This is a genomic window from Methanoculleus sediminis (assembly GCF_001017125.1).
GTDB lineage: Archaea > Halobacteriota > Methanomicrobia > Methanomicrobiales > Methanoculleaceae > Methanoculleus > Methanoculleus sediminis.
Genome location: NZ_JXOJ01000005.1, coordinates 25,484 through 41,468 on the forward strand (window position 1 = coordinate 25,484; position 15,985 = coordinate 41,468).

A 15,985-nucleotide genomic window follows, 5' to 3' on the forward strand; every position below is an offset into this window, starting at 1 on the left:
ATATTATCCTTCGTTTCGGAACGCGAGGAGCGCGGAGAGCGCCGCCCGGACGTCGCCTTCAACCCCGCCGATCGTATCCACGTCTCTCGCCCGGTCGAGATCGCCGATCAGCACCGGCGCGGCGGGACGGATGTCCAGGTTCTCCATGAACATCCCCACCACCCTCGTTACGCAGACGAATGGCTCGCTCCCCCGCCGTCCCGCGACGGCGACGAGCAGGCCCCGGGCGTGCACCTCCTTCCCCAGAACCTTCTCCCGGGCATGAAGCCACTGGCAGCGGTCCATCGCCGCCTTGAGGGCCGCCGGGACGGTGCCGGTGTAGACCGGGGTGCAGACGACGACCACGGAAGCGGCCTCAAGCGCCCGGATGATCGGGGGCATATCGTCCTCGACCGGGCAGTAGCCCTGGTCGTAGCAGACGTAGCAGCCGATGCACGGGCGGATATCCATCTCCTGCAGGTAGAAGATCCGGGACGTGAGGCCGGCTCGTGCGGCCTCGTCGTCGCACCAGGACGCAATCTTCGCGGAGTTCCCGAACCGGCGCGGGCTCCCCTGCAGGATGACGACGTCGGCCGTGCCGGTGCCCGGAAGCGGGCGGGTGAAGACCCGTGGCCGGGTGTAGAGACTGGGGCGAGACGCCACGTCGTGCGCGAGCCGGGCAAAGACGATCTCCGCCGCCTTCCGGGTATCGAAGAGGGAGGCCTGGCGCCCGCTCTCGTAGGTGTTGATCGCGTAGGTGTAGACCGTCCCGGCGCCGCGGAGAACCTCGACGGTGTACCGGATCATGCCCGGGTAGATGCCCCCGAGGTCGTCCAGGACGAGCCTGATCGTGAACGTTCCTTCGGGCGTCTCGATGGTCCGGGTCTTCTCTGCCGCGCTCTCGCTCATTGTGTGTCATCTCACGCCCGGCCGCCTTCAATATTTCGGGTTGATGAGGGCCCGCCGCTCCGGGTTTCCTGCAGGGGTGCGGGGGCGGGCGTTCGATCCGTCATTACCGTTAATAAGGAATCTGATCCACATGGTATGGTAATTCATGAAGGCGGTTCTGGGTCTTGAAGACGGAACATTTGTTGTAGGGGATGGTTTTGGCGTTGAGGGGACATGTTCCGGCGAACTCGTCTTCACGACGCAGATGACCGGGTACATGGAGGCATTGACCGACCCAAGTTATGCCGGGCAGATTTTGATGTTTACGTATCCCCTCATCGGGAATTATGGTGTAGATCAGCAGAATTTCGAGAGTCCGATGGTTCATGCGCGGGGCTGCGTCGCGCGTGAGATCGCCGCGGTGCCCGCCGCGCGCCCCTCGGTTGCGGACTATTTTGAAGAAAACGGCCTTTTCGGGATATCGGGCGTCGATACCCGCAGCCTGACGATAAAGACCCGGACGGTCGGCACGCTCAGGGCAGCGCTCATCGTCGGCAGCGACGACGGGGCGGAGGCGGTCAGGCGCGCCCGGGCCGTCTCACCGATCGGTGAAGTCGACCTCATCGGGGACGTCTCCTGCTCCGAGCCCTACCGGATCGCCGGTCCCGGAAAGCGGATCGCCGTCATCGATCTCGGGGTGAAGCGGCACATTCTCGAGAGCCTCGGCCACCGGGGCGCAGATATCCACGTCTTCCCGCACACCGCCACACCGGACGAGGTGATGGCGGCAAAGCCCGACGCGCTCTTCGTCAGCAACGGCCCGGGCGACCCGAGGAGGGCGACGCACGCCATCCGGTGCGTCCGCGACCTCGCCGGCGAGGTGCCGGTCATCGGGATCTGCATGGGCATCCAGGTCGCCGCGCTCGCGCTCGGCGCCGAGACCTACAAGATGAAGTTCGGGCACCGGGGAACGAACCAGCCGGTCCGCTACAAGGACGGGAGCATCTACATCACGACGCAGAACCACGGGTTCGCGGTGGACGAGGAGACCCTGCCCGAGGGATGCACGGTCTCGTACCGGAACGTGAACGACGGCACGGTCGAGGGGTTCGAGAACCGCGATCTTGCCATCACCTGCGTCCAGTTCCACCCGGAGGCGCACGGCGGCCCCCGGGACACGGAGATGCACTTCTTTGACCGCATATACAGGGAGATTCCATAATGCCGAAGAAATCTCATATCAAGAAAGTTCTCATCATCGGTTCCGGCCCCATCCAGATCGGGCAGGCGGCCGAGTTCGACTTCTCGGGATCGCAGGCCTGCCGCGCGCTCCGGGAGGAGGGCGTCGAGGTCGTCCTCGTCAATTCGAACCCCGCGACGATCCAGACCGATCCCGACACCGCGGACGTCATCTACATCGAGCCGTTGAAGGCCGAACTCATCGCAAAGATCATCGCAAAGGAAAAGCCTGACGGGATCCTGAGCGGCATGGGCGGCCAGACCGGCCTCAATATGACCGCGGAACTCGCGGAGATGGGTGCGCTCGAGGGCGTTGAGATCCTGGGTACACCGCTCGAAGCGATCTACCGGGGAGAAGACCGTGAACAGTTCCGCGACCTGATGAACGCCATCGGCGAGCCCGTTCCCCGGAGCATGATCCTCGAGAGCATGAACCAGATCGACGAGGCAATCAGCGAGGTCGGCCTTCCGGCAATCATCCGGCCGGCATATACTCTCGGCGGCTCCGGCGGCGGCGTGGCGCACACGCCCGAGGAGATGCGGCGGATCATCGAGATCGGGCTCGCCCGTTCCCGGATCCACCAGGTGCTCGTGGAGGAGAGCGTCGCCGGGTGGAAGGAGATCGAGTTCGAGGTGATGCGGGACGCGGCCGATACCTGCATCATCGTCTGCGGTATGGAGAACGTCGATCCGATGGGCATTCACACCGGCGAGAGCGTCGTCGTCGCGCCCATCCTCACCCTGCGCGACGACGAGTTCCAGACGCTCCGGACCGCCGCGATAAAGATCATCCGGGCGCTCGACGTCCAGGGCGGGTGCAACATCCAGTTCGCCTACCGTGACGGCGATTACCGGATCATCGAGGTGAACCCCCGGGTCTCGCGGTCGTCCGCGCTCGCGTCCAAGGCGACCGGCTACCCGATCGCCCGGGTCGCGGCGAAGATCGCGATCGGGCTTCGGCTCGACGAGATCATGAACACCGTGACCGGCGTCACCCCGGCGTCCTTCGAGCCCGCTATCGACTACGTGGTGGTGAAGGTGCCCCGGTGGCCGTTCGACAAGTTCAAGTCGGCAGACCGGACGCTCACGACGGCGATGAAGAGCACGGGCGAAGTGATGGCGATCGGGCGGACGGTCGAGGAGGCGTTCAAGAAGGCGCTCCGGTCGCTCGACAACGACATGCAGCGGCACACGAACCCAAGCGAGATCCGGATGATCCTGACGTCCCCGACGGACGAGCGGTTCGGGTGTCTCTTCGATGCCTTCCGCGAGGGATTCACGGTCGGGGAGGTTGCCGAACTCACCGCCATCACGCCGTTCTTTTTAGAGAAGATTAAGAATATCGTGGACCTCGAACGGAAACTTGAGACCAATTTCGAACCGGAGGACGTCAGAACCGCCCGGCGCTACGGTTTCTCGGACGAGGATCTCCAGGCGCTGACAAAAAAGAGTGTCGACGAGCTTGCGGCGCTCTCCGGAACGCCCACCTACAAGATGGTCGACACCTGCGCCGCCGAGTTCCCGGCCACGACGCCCTACTTCTACTCCACCTGGGAGGAGGGGTGTGAGCTCTCCCGGGACGGCGCGAAGAAGGTGCTGATCCTCGGTTCCGGGCCGATCCGGATCGGGCAGGGGATCGAGTTCGACTACTGCACCGTCCACGCGGTGATGGCGCTTCGCGAGGAAGAGGGGATCGAGGTCCATATCGTCAACAACAATCCCGAGACGGTCTCGACCGACGCCGACACCTCGGATCGGCTCTTCTTCGAGCCGATGCAGCTTGAGGACGTCGTGAACATTCTCAAGAAGGATGGCTACTACGGCGTCATGGTCCAGTTCGGCGGCCAGAACTCGGTGAACCTGGCCGTGCCGCTGGAAGCGGAGATCAGGCGCCTCGATCTCCCGACGAAGATCCTCGGCACGTCGCCCGATGCCATGGATGCGGCGGAAGACCGCGACCGGTTCAGCCGGCTTCTCACCCGGCTCGGTATCCCGAGCCCGGCGAACAGTTCCGCATACTCGGAGGAGGAGGCGCGGAGGATGGCCGGGGAGATCGGCTACCCGGTGCTGGTCAGGCCGTCCTACGTCCTCGGCGGCAGGGCGATGGAACTCGTCCACGACGAGGCCGAACTCGAGAGCTACATCAAGGAGGCCGTCCGGGTGAGCCGGAAACACCCGGTGCTGATCGACTCCTTCCTCCAGAACGCCGTCGAGATCGACGTCGATGCGGTCTGTGACGGGACGGACGTCCTGATCGGCGGCATCATGGAGCACATCGAGTGGGCCGGCGTCCACTCCGGCGACTCGGCCTGCGTCATCCCGCCGCAGTCCCTCACGCCCTCGGTGATCGCCCGGGTGCGGGAGTACACGAAGAAGATCGCTCTCGGCCTCGGGGTCGTCGGACTGATCAACATCCAGTACGCCGTCAGAAACGACGTGCTCTACGTGCTCGAGGCGAACCCGCGTGCGAGCCGGACGGTGCCGTTCGTCGCGAAGGCGACGGGCATCGCGCTCGCGAAGATCGCGGCGAAGGTGATGGTGGGGCGCAGACTCGCCGATATGGGTGTCGCCGAGCCCGAGATCGAGCACGTTGCGGTCAAAGAGGTGCTCCTGCCCTTCAACAAGCTCCCCGGCGTCGACACCGTCCTCGGGCCGGAGATGAAGAGCACCGGCGAGGTGATGGGGATCGACTACGACTTCGGCCGTGCCTACTACAAGGCGTGCACCGCGGCGGACAACACCCTGCCGACGACCGGCAACGTCTTCATCTCGGTGACGGACGAGCAGAAGGAGGAACTCCTGCCGGTCGCGCGGAAACTCCGGGAGCTCGGCCTCTCGCTCTACGGGACGAGCGGGACGGTCGACTTCCTCACCCAGAACGGCGTCGAGGCGAACCTTGTGCGGAAGGTTCAGGAAGGCTCCCCGAACGTCATCGATGCGATGCGTTCCGGCAGCATCCGGCTGATCATCAACACCCCGGCGGACAAGGCGTCCCGGCAGGATCACATCCAGATCATGCGGGCCGCCGTCGATTACGGCATACCCTACATCACCACCCTCCAGGCGGCGCGGGCGGCCGCGATGGCGATCGACGCCATCAAGCGCGAGGAAGTCACCCTCGAGCCGCTCGGGCACTATCACGGGCTGGCGTAACGCGAGCCCCTCGCGCACTCTTTTTCTATCGAACTTCTTAGCCTCTTGCCGGAAGCACGGGGAGACTTTGGAGAGGAACCGTGCATGGCTTCCCACCGGCTTCGCACCTTCGGTGCTCATGCTCCTGCCCCCGCACCTAACGGTGCTCCAGCTCCGTTCCTCCGGAACATCGCACCTTCGGCCAGTCGCACTCCACCAGTGGCGATAAACGATGCGTGCCCGAAGGGCAGGCGGAGTTCGAGCACCAAAGGTGCGAGTCTCCCACGGTCCACTGCGCGGGGCGATGCTGGGAATGAACAGGGTTCCGGCTCGCTGCCGGGATACGGCTTCCCACCAGCATCGCCATGGCTACCCGTCTACTGATGGAGACAGGGGAGTTCACCTCGAGAACCCTTTCGTGAATCCGCCTGCAAGGATGGCGGGTGAGAAGTGCCTGGGCAGGCGAGCGCCGCCGGATAATAAGTCGCCAGGATACGCGAAGCGTGCGAGCTGAAAAAAAGAGGGGTTATGCGTTCCCGAGCCAGACGTCGACCTTGTCGCGGTTGGCATCGACCCACTTCTGTGCGGCTTCCTCTTCGGGCATGCCGCCCTCGATATCGGTCATGACCGACGCGATATCCTCGGCGGTCCACTCGAACCGGGTCAGGATGCCGTAGGCCTCCGGGTCGTCGGTCGCGAGATCCTGCCTCGCGAGGGTCACGACATCCTCGGCTCCGCCGTAGACGCCTTTCGGGTCTTCGAGGAACTTGAGATCGTAGCGGCCGAACTTCCAGTGCGGCGACCACCCGGTCACCACGACCCACTCCTCGCTGTTGATGGAGGAGGAGAGTTCAGCCGCCATGCCGGCGCTGCTGCTTGCAACCAGGTCGTAGTCGAGGCCGTACTCATCGATGGCCTGCTCGGTCCGGGTCATGATGCCCGCACCGGGCTCGATGCCGACGATCCGGCCGCCGAACTGATCGGAGACGTCGTTCATCTCCTCGATCGAGTCGATGGTCACGTAGTCCGGGACGACGAGACCTATCCGTGCCGCTGCCGGAATGTTCTTGTGCACATAATCGATCCGGTCGCCGTACTGCTCCCAGTAGTGCTCATGGGTGTGAGGGAGCCATCCGGTCGTCGTGAAATCGACATTTCCGTTGGCGAGCGCCTGGAAGAGCGGTCCCGCGTCGACTGCGACCAGTTCGACATCATATCCCGCTTCTTCAAAGACCTGCTTCATCACGTTGGTGCTGGCAATTGCACAGTCCCAGGTGACGTAGCCGATGCTGACCTTTTTTGCCTCAGTTTCCGTACCGGTGCAGCCGGCAGAGAAGAGGCAGAGTGTCAGAATTAAGCCCGTCAGTGCGAGCAGGCTTCCAATTTTTCGAACCATAATTCACCTTGTATCTGTTAACCCGCTTTTTAGGGCGGATTGCATTCAGAACCCGGCTGTGTGGGGTTCCGGGCTCTCACGAACCGTCCGGGACGACGAAGGCGCCGTTGACCCGGACATAGAGCAGAGGTGGCGGTAGATGCCACTCCTGGCGTGTTTGCACCCCAGGGCAAAAAGGCCAGTTTTTGACCGGTTCAACGTATGGACTTAACCCTATTTAGGTTTTACGGGTTCCGTTCGACAAACGGAGCCCTCTTGAAACGGGATTTTAAAGGATGTCCGGCCGGGAAACCATACCCTATGTGCCGGCGGCGTCGCCGTTCTGCCGTTGCCGGGTATCCGGGAAGTACGCAAAAAATTGTGAGTTCCAATCGAGCCTTTCACGGTCACCGGCTCTCGTCGCGCTGCGGCACGAGGTTCTGGGTGATCCGATCGAGGATGATCGCGATGATCACGATGGCAAGCCCCGCCTCGAAGCCCATGCCGATATCCACCCGCTGGATACCCACGAGCACCTGATACCCGAGCCCTCCGGCACCGATCATCGATGCGATGACGGTCATGGAGAGGGCGAGCATGATGCACTGGTTCACCCCCGCCATGATGGTGGGGAGGGCGACCGGGAGCTGCACCTTGAAGAGTTTCTGTTGCGGTGTTGAGCCGAAGGCGTCCGCGACCTCGATCAGTTCGGTCGGCACCTGCCGGATCCCGAGGTTGGTGAGACGCAATGCCGGCGGCATTGCGAATACGACCGTTGCGATGGTGCCCGGCACGTTCCCGAGGCCGAAGAAGATCACGGCGGGGATGAGGTAAACGAACGAGGGCATGGTCTGCATGAAGTCGAGGGCCGGCCGGAGCGCTGCATTGAGCGCGTCGTTCCCTGCGGCCGCGATGCCGAGCGGGATCGAGATCGCGAGCGCGACTATCGTCGAGACGAGGACGAGCGCCAGGGTAAGCATGGCGAGGTTCCAGAGCTGGAGATCCCAGACCAGCAGCAGGCCGAGCACCGTGAGCCCTGCCAGTTTGATATCGCGCCGGGTGACGAACCAGACCAGGACGGTCGCGAGGATGATCAGGACCGGTGCCGGTATGGCGAGCAGAAGATCCTGCAGCCCGCCGATGAGGAACCCGAGCCCTTCGCTGATGCCGTCGAGCAGCCAGCCGAAGTACTGCTCGATCCAGTCGACGAGCGCTTCGACGGCATCTCCCACGGGGAGTTTAGGCAGTTGCATTGATATCCTCCCCCTTTCGTGCCAGGGCGGCGAGTATGGCGCCGCGCGATATGACGCCCCGGAGCCTGCCGGTATCGTCCACCACCGCCACAGGGTAGGGACTCTCGACGATCAGCGAGATGATGTCGGAGAGCGATGCATCGGGAGCCACGATAGGAACTTCGGTGATGAGGATGTCGGCGATCTGTTTGCCCTTCTTGACCGCCTCGGCGGCGTCGTCGAGCGTCACCCGCCCGCGGAGCAGGCGCTGGCGCGTGACCACGAATATCCCGGGGATGTCGTGCTCCTCCATGAGGTGCAGGGCAACCCTCGGGCCCGCAGTGCACTGGGCGACCGGCTCGGGGCGGCGCATCACGTCGCTTGCCGAGAGAACCCTGGTGAGGTCTACGTCGGCGACGAACTTCTCGACGTAGGCGTTCTCGGGGGTCGTCAGGATCTCCTCCGGCGTGCCGACCTGCACGATTGCGCCGTCCTTCATCAGGGCAATCCGGTCGCCGAGTTTCAGCGCCTCGTCGAGGTCGTGGGTGACGAAGATGATCGTCTTGCCGAGCCGCTGCTGGAGGTCCAGCAGTTCGTCCTGCATGTCCCTGCGGATAAGGGGATCGAGAGCACTGAACGCCTCGTCCATCAGGAGGATGTCGGGGTCGCTCGTGAGCGCGCGGGCAAGCCCGACACGCTGTTTCATCCCGCCGGAGAGCTCGCCGGGCATGCTCGCCCCGTAGCCCCCGAGCCCCACCATCTGTAGCACTTCCTCGGCTTTTGCGTGCCGTTCTTCCGCCGGGACGCCCTGGACCTCGAGGCCGAAGGCGACGTTGTCGAGAACCGTTCGATGGGGAAGGAGAGCGAAACTCTGGAAGATCATCCCGAGCTTGCGCCGCCGGGTCGTCCGGAGGTCTTCCTGGCCCATGCCGACGATGTCCTCGCCGCCGATCAGTATCTCCCCCTCGGTTGGGTCGATGAGCCGGTTGATGCAACGGAGAAGCGTCGATTTCCCGCTCCCGGACAGCCCCATCAGGACGAAGGTCTCGCCCGGCATGACGTCGAACGAGACGTTGTTGAGGGCCAGCGTCGAGCCGGTCTCCTCGTAGATCTCCTGTTTCGAGCGACCCCTTCTATGGAGTTCCAGTGCCTTTTCCGGGTCCTGCCCGAATACCTTGGTCAGGTCCCTGACGCTGATTATTGGTTGTAATGATGTTGTGTTCTCTATGGGTATCTTCTCAAAAATGACGGAACCCTCCAGCTTCACGATTTCTATTTTATCTGCTTTATAATTTCGGGTTCTGGAAAATCTCCGTATTTTGGACGAATTTTAGTTTTTGGGTCATTTTGATGTTTTTTAAACGCTGGGCTGTGTGAGTGTCCGTTATCCCGCGATTTATCTATAGTGTGCCGGGTATTTTCTCTATAGTGCCCATTCTTCCGGATCCCGGGATCCCCTCCCGGGCCCCCGGTGACCCCGGGCCGCGCAGATGGGCGCCGGGGTTGCGCAGTCGCCGCGGCAGCGCCGCCGGGACCTCCGCGCCCAATCCTCCGGCATCCGGAAAAACAGGGAATGGTTGGGATTCCTGCCGGTGCGTCCGTCCATACCATTTCTTTTATTGGGTGAAAGGTCATATCAATGTAGATTACTCCAGCCTGCCTTCAGGCAGGGAGGAACGCGGAGATCAGTACCATGGAAAAGGGAAAAGTCGTCCTAGCATTTTCGGGAGGTCTCGACACCTCCATCTGTATTCCCCTCCTGCGCGAGCACTACGGGTTCGACGAGATCATCACCGTTGCCGTCGACGTGGGCCAGCCCGAGGAGGAGATCGCCCGGGCAACCGAGAAGGGCCGGATGCTTGCAGACAACCACTACACCATCGATGCGAAGGAGAAGTTCGTGGCGGACTGCCTCTTCCCCTCGATACGAGCGAACGGGTCGTACGAGGGGTACCCGATGGGAACGGCGCTTGCCCGCCCGCTGATCGCCGAGGAGATCGTGAAGGTCGCGAAGCAGGAAGGCGCCTCACAGATCGCGCACGGGTGTACCGGCAAAGGCAATGACCAGCTCCGGTTCGACTTCATCTTCAGGTCCGCCGGCTACGATATCGTTGCGCCGATGCGGGAGATGAACCTGACCCGGGAGTGGGAGATCTGCTACGCACAGGATCACGATATCCCCGTGACGGTGGCGAAGGACAAGCCCTACAGCATCGACGAGAACTGCTGGAGCCGGAGCATCGAGGGCGGCAAACTCGAAGATCCCGCCTTCCACCCGCCCGACGATATCTACGCCTGGACGGTCTCTCCGAAGGATGCTCCCGACGCGATGGAGGAGATCCGTATCGAGTTCGAGCAGGGCGTTCCGGTCGCTCTCAACGGAAAGAAGATGCCCGGCCTTGCCCTGATCCGGGAGTTGAACAGGATCGCAGGAAGGAACGGTGTCGGCCGCAACGATATGGTCGAAGACCGAATCCTCGGCCTGAAGGCCCGCGAGATCTACGAGCACCCGGCCGCGACCGTCCTCCTTGCCGCGCACAGCGATCTCGAACGCCTCGTCCTGACCCGTTCGGAGCTCGCGTTCAAGCGTATCGTCGACGATAAGTGGTCGGAACTCGCCTACATGGGGCTTGTGCACGAACCGCTCTTCCACGCGCTCAATGCGTTCATCGACAAGACGCAGGAGCGGGCGAACGGCACCGTGGACGTCGGCCTCTACAAAGGCAGCGTGAAGGTGCTCGGACGGAGCTCGGACGAAGCGCTCTACTCCGACGACCTTGTCTCCTTCGACTCGACGACGCTCGACCAGAACCACGCCGTCGGGTTCTCGAATTACTTCGGCCTGCAGGCACGCCTGCTCAAAAACCTCAAGAAGTGTTGAAGGGGTGCCTAGAGCACCTTCTTCCCGGCTTCTTTTCCCGGCGTGCACTCGAAGACGTCGGTGATTGTGATGACGATGAGCGACTTCGCCGGGTACTGGTGGCCCTTCGTTCTCACCTGGTCGCGGAACTTCTCGTAATCAGGGCCGGACGTCTTGATCTCTGTCGCGCCCTTCACCTGGAAGCAGCGCTTGGTCTCCTGGTCGTAAAAATAGAGCGCCGTGACAGGGTTCTCTTTGAGGTTTTCAAGCGTCTTTACCATGTAGTTGTCCATGATCCAGATGGTGTCGTCGGCGACGAGCTGGATCGATGCCATCGGAGCCACGTTCGGAACGCCGCTCTTTGAGGCGGTGGCCATCGGGATGACTTTGGTCTTCGTAAATATCTCCTTAATCTCACCTGAAAGCGCAACCATGCGGTTCACCTCTCCCTGGAAGCGGAACGGGCGCGACGGAGCGCCGGAACCCGTCCGGTAATGTGGTTATCCGCGTTATCGATATATAAGCACTCTGCCGGAACCGGCAGTGCCGGCCGCTTGGTGGTGATCCGTGGCGACGGCGGGAGCGAGCTTTCGCACGGTGCAGGGGGGCCGGAAGTGTAGCGGGTTCTGGTTCCTGCACGGCAAAGGCCAATGCCTCTTCAAACTCCTGGCTTCGGACCGGGCTCTCCTGCAGAACTATCCCGGAACAGCACAGCGCCAAAACCGCCAAACATCGTCCGAATCAATAAATCCCGCTGGGGAATCCCGGATGCCGTCCCGGGAACCGGGAGAAGAACTTCTCCCGGGATTTCCTCCCTTTCCGGGTCACGGGAACCGTATGGAACCATGGAAAGGTATAAAGTGGGAGACGGGGAAACGACTACTATGTGTGCCCGCTTTTTGGAGCGCTTTTTCAAACCCACACCCCATATTGTCGAAAGCCCGCCTCCGCCGTCGCTCTCGCACGGGGCGGGCGCGGGTGTTCCCGAGTACCGGGTGAAGCCTTATTTTATTGTGGCGTCTGTTGAGATGGGCAATACCACGACGAAGTGCATTCTGACCGGCACGAACCTGGAGACGGGCAGGTCGTACATCATCAATAAGACCGTGACCATGAGTCGCGACGTCCGATCACCAAAACCCGGCGAGACGGTCTTCGGGGCGACCCTGGACGGCACGGAGCTGACGCGGGAGTCGGTCACGGAACTGGTGCGCGACACCCTGATCCAGTGCCACAAGGAGGCTCACCTGAGCATCAAGGACGATCTGGACTTCGTCGTCCGGAGCACCGGCGTTGTGGCGGCGATGGACTCCCCCGACCAGGTCGGGGACTTCATCATTGCTCTCGCGAACGGCTGCCTCGAAGCAGGCGTTCCCCCGCGGAAGATGACGCCGCCGATGTCGATCGACAACCTCCCGCCGAAACTCCGGCAGTTCTCGTTCGCCGACCGGGTGGTCTTCGTCGGCGCGGTGGCCGGCGTCGTCCCGCCGGTCGGGTGTACCGGCGTCGAGATGGTGGCAAACGAGATGGAAGGGGAGCTCGCGATGGCGGGGATCAAAGAGGGCGCCAAATGGACGCCGGTCGACTTCCGTAACCCCTGCATATCCATCGACTTCGGGACGACGCTCGACGGCCGGATCACGAGCGACGTCGCCCGCGATGACCCGAACCCGTTCGCCCAGACGACCGGGAATTTCTGCGGGCTCGCGGGCGCCATACCGGACGCGATCGTCCGGGGCACCGGGCTCGTCAAAGACCGGACGGGAACCGCGCTCGACCTCTTCGGCGACCACAGCATCAAGGGCGCGTTCGGGGGCAGGAAGCGTTCCGTCGTCGATGATTACGTCGACCGCTGCCACGAGCACATCGATATCCGGATCGTCCCTCCCGACCGGACGAGGTTCGGGCGGGTTCCGGTCTGCGCCGACGTGGCCGACAAGTCGGGCGTCGCCCTCATCGGGTGCGACTGCGGCGTCAACGGCAGCGAGATGCCTGCCCTTGCGGAGATCGGGCGCGAGATCCACGAGAAGCACGGCATGGGCATGCTGACCGAGGTCGTCGACCGGGTCTGCGCGAGGATGGCGCTCCGGCTCATCGACGTCGCCGTCGAGAGAGGGATGGTTCCGCCGAACTCGTCGATCGGGTTCACCGGGCGTGCGGCGATATCGGGGAGGAAGCCCGAGTACATCCTCGCTGGCGTCACCGAACGGAACCTCTACGATACCCCGAACGACCACCTGGTCTTCGTGGACGACGGCCTTGCCCGGGGGGCGGCACTGATGGGCCGGTGCATGAATTCTCTCGGGAAACCGAAAGAACCGCTCGGCGGCGTGCGGGGAGGGCCATGTATTATGTCCCGCCGGATCAAAATAGGAAAGTAGGATCTGGTGAACCATGGCTGAAGAAGAACTCTACGATATGCTCGTTCCCCCCGGCGTGCCCCGGAAGATGATCTACGACATTGCCGAGAAGTACGATGTCGAAGTGGTGCGCCGGCAGCAGAGGTTGTCGTTCGCGAACATGGATGGAGACGCACGGGAACTGATTGCGTTCCGCGGCAAACGAGAGGTCGTCGAAGAGGTGCAGGAGTACCTTTTCGCGCGGCTCAAAGAGTTCGTTGCGGAATAACTCCATCTTTTTTTAGTTTTGCGCCGGGGGTTGCCGGGGCGAGGTGTGGTTCCGGGGCGCCACGGCGAAGACTGGTTAATGCATAGAGGAGTGAACTGAACCCAGTTTTCTTCGCCTCACCCGTACACTGGACCGTGGGAGTATCGCCACGGAGGGGGGTGGGGACAGGGGAGGGGGGAATACTCCCCCCGGAGGGGGGAATACTCCCCCCTCCCCGTCAGCCCCTCCCCCAACGGCGATATCCACTGGAAAGCCGTGCATGGGGATAGGTGGTGTTCCAGTAAGAACAGAGACCTGAAAAATCCCTGGACGGGCTCCTCCCGCCAGAGGACACCACGATCCACCGGCCTGAAAGAGCCCATAACCGTTCTCACCCACTAAACCTACGGGTGGGAACGGCCGCAGTGGTGTATTACTCCGTCGACGTCATCCCGCCCGCGATCAGCCGCACGAGGAGCGCCTTCTGTGCGTGGAGCCGGTTCTCCGCCTGGTCCCAGACGATGCTCTGCGGCCCTTCCATCACCTCGTCGGTGATCTCCTCGCCCCGGTGGGCGGGGAGGCAGTGCATCACGAGGGCGTCGGGTGATGCCCGGGCAAGAAGGCGGGAGTCTATCGTGTAGCCCTTGAGCGCCTGCAGCCGCTCGGCACGCTCCTGCTCGTCGCCCATGGAGACCCAGATGTCGGTGTAGAGGACGTCCGCGTCCCTGACCGCTTCCTCCGGGTCGGCGACGACGGTGACCTTTCCTCCCGCCGCCCGTGCCTGGTCGACGATCTCGTCCTTCGGCCGGTAACGCGGCGGGCTTGCAACCGCAACCTCCATCCCGGTCAGGGCGGCGGAGAGGATCCACGAGTTGCAGACGTTGTTGCCGTCCCCGACCCACGCGAGTTTCAGGCCGTGAAGGTCGCCGAACCGCTCGCTGAGGGTCATGATGTCGGCCAGCACCTGGCACGGGTGGAGGCGGTCGGAAAGGCCGTTGACGACCGGAACGTCCGCGTAGCGCGCGAACTCCTCGATGGCGGCGTGGCTGTAGGCGCGGATCATCACCGCATCGACGTAGCGGGCAAGCACCCGTGCCGTGTCCCGGATCTCCTCGCCCCGCCCGAGCTGCATATCCTGGGGGTTCAGGAAGAGCGCGTGGCCGCCGAGATCGGACATCCCCACCTCGAACGAGACCCGGGTGCGGGTGGACGCCTTCTCGAAGATCATCCCGAGGCTCCTGCCCCTCAGGAATTCGTGCGCGGTTCCCGCAGACTTCAGCCGCTTCAGGCGCACTGCGTCGGCGACGATGCTCTCGAGTTCGCACTCGTCGATATCGAGGATCGAGAGAAAGTCCTTCTTCATGCAATCTCCCTCATGTGACGGCACCGCTTTTCGAGGATCTCGGGAGTGCCGATGTCCCTGCGGTGGAAGACGCTTCCCGAGACGGAAGATGCCGCCTTCTCAGCTATCGCTTCGGCCTCCTCGAGCGTCTCGCCCCTCCCGACGAACGCGAGCGTCCGCGACGTCAGGGTATGGAGCGTCCCGTCCCGCTCCTCGACGTTTGCGTAGTAGAGCAGGGCGTCGCCGTAGTCACCGAGGGTGAGCGGCTCGTTAGCCCTCGGCGCCTCCGGGTAGCCGTCGGGGACGAGGTACTTGCAGACCGTCGCCTTGTTCGCGAACCGGACGTGGGAAGGCGCAAGATCGCCCTCGATGATGCGACCGACGATCCCGGCAAAATCCGACTCCAGGAGCGAGAGAACGTTCATGGCCTCGGGGTCACCGAAACGGGCGTTGAACTCGATGACTTTCGGGCCGTCGCGGGTGTTCATGAACTGACCGTAGAGGATCCCCCGGTACGGCGTCCCCTCGGCCCGCATGGCCGCGACCGTATCCTCCATGATCCGGAGGGCTTTCTCGTAGTCCGACCGGGAGACGAAGGGGAGCATGTGATCCTGCAGGGAGTAGGAGCCCATGCCGCCGGTGTTCGGTCCCACGTCCCCCTCGTATGCACGCTTATGGTCCTGCACGAGCGGCATGGGCACCAGGTGCTCGCCGTCGACGAAGGCCTGGAGGGTGAACTCTTCCCCCACGAGCCGCTCTTCCAGGACGACGCTCCCCCCGATCTCCCGGGCGTATTCGACCGCCCCTGCCACATCGACATGTTCGCCCATGATTCGGACGCCCTTCCCGCCGGTGAGCCCGATTGGCTTGACCGCGAGGTCGCCATCGTAGGACTCGATGAACCGCCGTGCCTCCTCCGGGTCGCGGCAGACCCGGTACTCCGGGCACCCCGCGATACCGTGCCGCTCCATCAGCCGACGGCAGAACGCCTTGTCCGTCTCGATCCGGGCCGCGGCACGCGTCGGCCCGAGAGACGGTATCCCCGCCGCCTCGAGGCGGTCGACGATGCCCGCCTCAAGGGGGGCCTCCGGCCCGATGACGGCGGCATCGACTCCGCAATTGGTGGCGAATGGTAGTATCTTCTCGATATTGGTCTCGTTTTCGAGGAGCACCCGCTCCGCGAGCCGGGCAATCCCCGGGTTCTTGCGTGCCATGACAGAAAAAATCTTCGTGTCACTGTTGCAGGAAAGCGCCCTGGTGATCGCATGCTCCCTGCCACCACCGCCTACAACGAGTACTTTCATATCCATCATATTTGCCCGCTCTTAAAA

General features: G+C 63.1%; 12 protein-coding genes. 5 read left to right on the forward strand and 7 right to left on the reverse strand.

All coding sequences use genetic code 11. From position 1 onward, the window contains the following. Positions 1-3: 3 nt before the first annotated feature. A complete protein-coding gene (locus tag SZ63_RS09720) occupies positions 4-888 on the reverse strand; it encodes a flavodoxin family protein (protein ID WP_048184787.1) in 885 nt (294 codons plus the stop codon). A 145-nt stretch (positions 889-1,033) separates the two neighbouring features. On the opposite strand from SZ63_RS09720, the gene carA reads away from it, so the two are divergent. Then, the gene (gene carA, locus SZ63_RS09725) at positions 1,034-2,089 is read left to right on the forward strand and encodes a glutamine-hydrolyzing carbamoyl-phosphate synthase small subunit (protein WP_048184789.1); all 1,056 of its coding nucleotides are present in this window, start codon (positions 1,034-1,036) and stop codon (positions 2,087-2,089) included. Beyond that, on the forward strand, positions 2,089-5,259 hold the full coding sequence (carB, locus tag SZ63_RS09730) for a carbamoyl-phosphate synthase large subunit (RefSeq protein WP_048184791.1): 3,171 nt from the start codon (positions 2,089-2,091) through the stop codon (positions 5,257-5,259). Before carA ends, carB begins: the two co-directional genes overlap by 1 nt. Positions 5,260-5,764: 505 nt before the next feature. Here carB and SZ63_RS09735 read toward each other — a convergent pair. From SZ63_RS09735 to SZ63_RS09745, 3 genes are all read right to left on the reverse strand, one after another. Continuing rightward, the gene (locus SZ63_RS09735) at positions 5,765-6,634 is read right to left on the reverse strand and encodes a glycine betaine ABC transporter substrate-binding protein (protein WP_048184793.1); all 870 of its coding nucleotides are present in this window, start codon (positions 6,632-6,634) and stop codon (positions 5,765-5,767) included. Positions 6,635-7,020: 386 nt separating this feature from the next. Continuing rightward, positions 7,021-7,866 (reverse strand): ABC transporter permease, encoded by an 846-nt coding sequence (locus SZ63_RS09740; protein ID WP_048184794.1) that lies wholly within the window; start codon positions 7,864-7,866, stop codon positions 7,021-7,023. Further along, the gene (locus SZ63_RS09745; RefSeq protein WP_063842626.1) at positions 7,853-9,112 is read right to left on the reverse strand and encodes a quaternary amine ABC transporter ATP-binding protein; all 1,260 of its coding nucleotides are present in this window, start codon (positions 9,110-9,112) and stop codon (positions 7,853-7,855) included. The genes SZ63_RS09740 and SZ63_RS09745 overlap by 14 nt, the downstream gene beginning before the upstream one ends. Positions 9,113-9,538: 426 nt before the next feature. Here SZ63_RS09745 and SZ63_RS09750 point away from each other — a divergent pair, with 426 nt between their 5' ends. Beyond that, entirely contained in the window at positions 9,539-10,726 is a 1,188-nt protein-coding gene (locus tag SZ63_RS09750; RefSeq protein WP_048184796.1) for an argininosuccinate synthase, read from the forward strand. A gap of 8 nt (positions 10,727-10,734) precedes the next feature. Here SZ63_RS09750 and SZ63_RS09755 read toward each other — a convergent pair whose 3' ends face one another. Next, complete coding sequence (locus SZ63_RS09755; protein WP_048184798.1) at positions 10,735-11,139, reverse strand: pyridoxamine 5'-phosphate oxidase family protein; 405 nt, start codon at positions 11,137-11,139, stop codon at positions 10,735-10,737. 450 nt (positions 11,140-11,589) lie between these two features. Between SZ63_RS09755 and SZ63_RS09760 the strand changes: the two genes are divergently transcribed. Further along, on the forward strand, positions 11,590-13,086 hold the full coding sequence (locus SZ63_RS09760) for a methanogenesis marker 14 protein (RefSeq protein ID WP_048184800.1): 1,497 nt from the start codon (positions 11,590-11,592) through the stop codon (positions 13,084-13,086). Between the two features lie 13 nt (positions 13,087-13,099). Continuing rightward, positions 13,100-13,333: a hypothetical protein gene (locus tag SZ63_RS09765; RefSeq protein WP_048184802.1), complete on the forward strand. Its 234-nt coding sequence runs from the start codon at positions 13,100-13,102 to the stop codon at positions 13,331-13,333. Between the two features lie 412 nt (positions 13,334-13,745). Here SZ63_RS09765 and argF read toward each other — a convergent pair whose 3' ends face one another. Both argF and purD read right to left on the reverse strand, forming a co-directional pair. Next, positions 13,746-14,675 carry an ornithine carbamoyltransferase gene (gene argF, locus SZ63_RS09770; RefSeq protein WP_048184804.1) on the reverse strand — a complete coding sequence of 310 codons (930 nt, stop codon included), beginning with the start codon at positions 14,673-14,675 and terminating at the stop codon, positions 13,746-13,748. Beyond that, positions 14,672-15,964 (reverse strand): phosphoribosylamine--glycine ligase, encoded by a 1,293-nt coding sequence (gene purD, locus SZ63_RS09775; protein ID WP_048184995.1) that lies wholly within the window; start codon positions 15,962-15,964, stop codon positions 14,672-14,674. Before purD ends, argF begins: the two co-directional genes overlap by 4 nt. Between the last annotated feature and the right edge of the window lie 21 nt (positions 15,965-15,985).

Coding starts and splice junctions, on each gene's coding strand:
- carA (WP_048184789.1), top strand. CDS start 1,034: ATGAAGGCGGTTCTGGGTCTTGAAGACGGAACATTTGTTGTAGGGGAT.
- SZ63_RS09765 (WP_048184802.1), top strand. CDS start 13,100: ATGGCTGAAGAAGAACTCTACGATATGCTCGTTCCCCCCGGCGTGCCC.
- SZ63_RS09735 (WP_048184793.1), bottom strand. CDS start 6,634: ATGGTTCGAAAAATTGGAAGCCTGCTCGCACTGACGGGCTTAATTCTG.
- argF (WP_048184804.1), bottom strand. CDS start 14,675: ATGAAGAAGGACTTTCTCTCGATCCTCGATATCGACGAGTGCGAACTC.
- SZ63_RS09740 (WP_048184794.1), bottom strand. CDS start 7,866: ATGCAACTGCCTAAACTCCCCGTGGGAGATGCCGTCGAAGCGCTCGTC.
- SZ63_RS09750 (WP_048184796.1), top strand. CDS start 9,539: ATGGAAAAGGGAAAAGTCGTCCTAGCATTTTCGGGAGGTCTCGACACC.
- carB (WP_048184791.1), top strand. CDS start 2,089: ATGCCGAAGAAATCTCATATCAAGAAAGTTCTCATCATCGGTTCCGGC.
- purD (WP_048184995.1), bottom strand. CDS start 15,964: ATGGATATGAAAGTACTCGTTGTAGGCGGTGGTGGCAGGGAGCATGCG.
- SZ63_RS09755 (WP_048184798.1), bottom strand. CDS start 11,139: ATGGTTGCGCTTTCAGGTGAGATTAAGGAGATATTTACGAAGACCAAA.
- SZ63_RS09720 (WP_048184787.1), bottom strand. CDS start 888: ATGAGCGAGAGCGCGGCAGAGAAGACCCGGACCATCGAGACGCCCGAA.
- SZ63_RS09760 (WP_048184800.1), top strand. CDS start 11,590: ATGTGTGCCCGCTTTTTGGAGCGCTTTTTCAAACCCACACCCCATATT.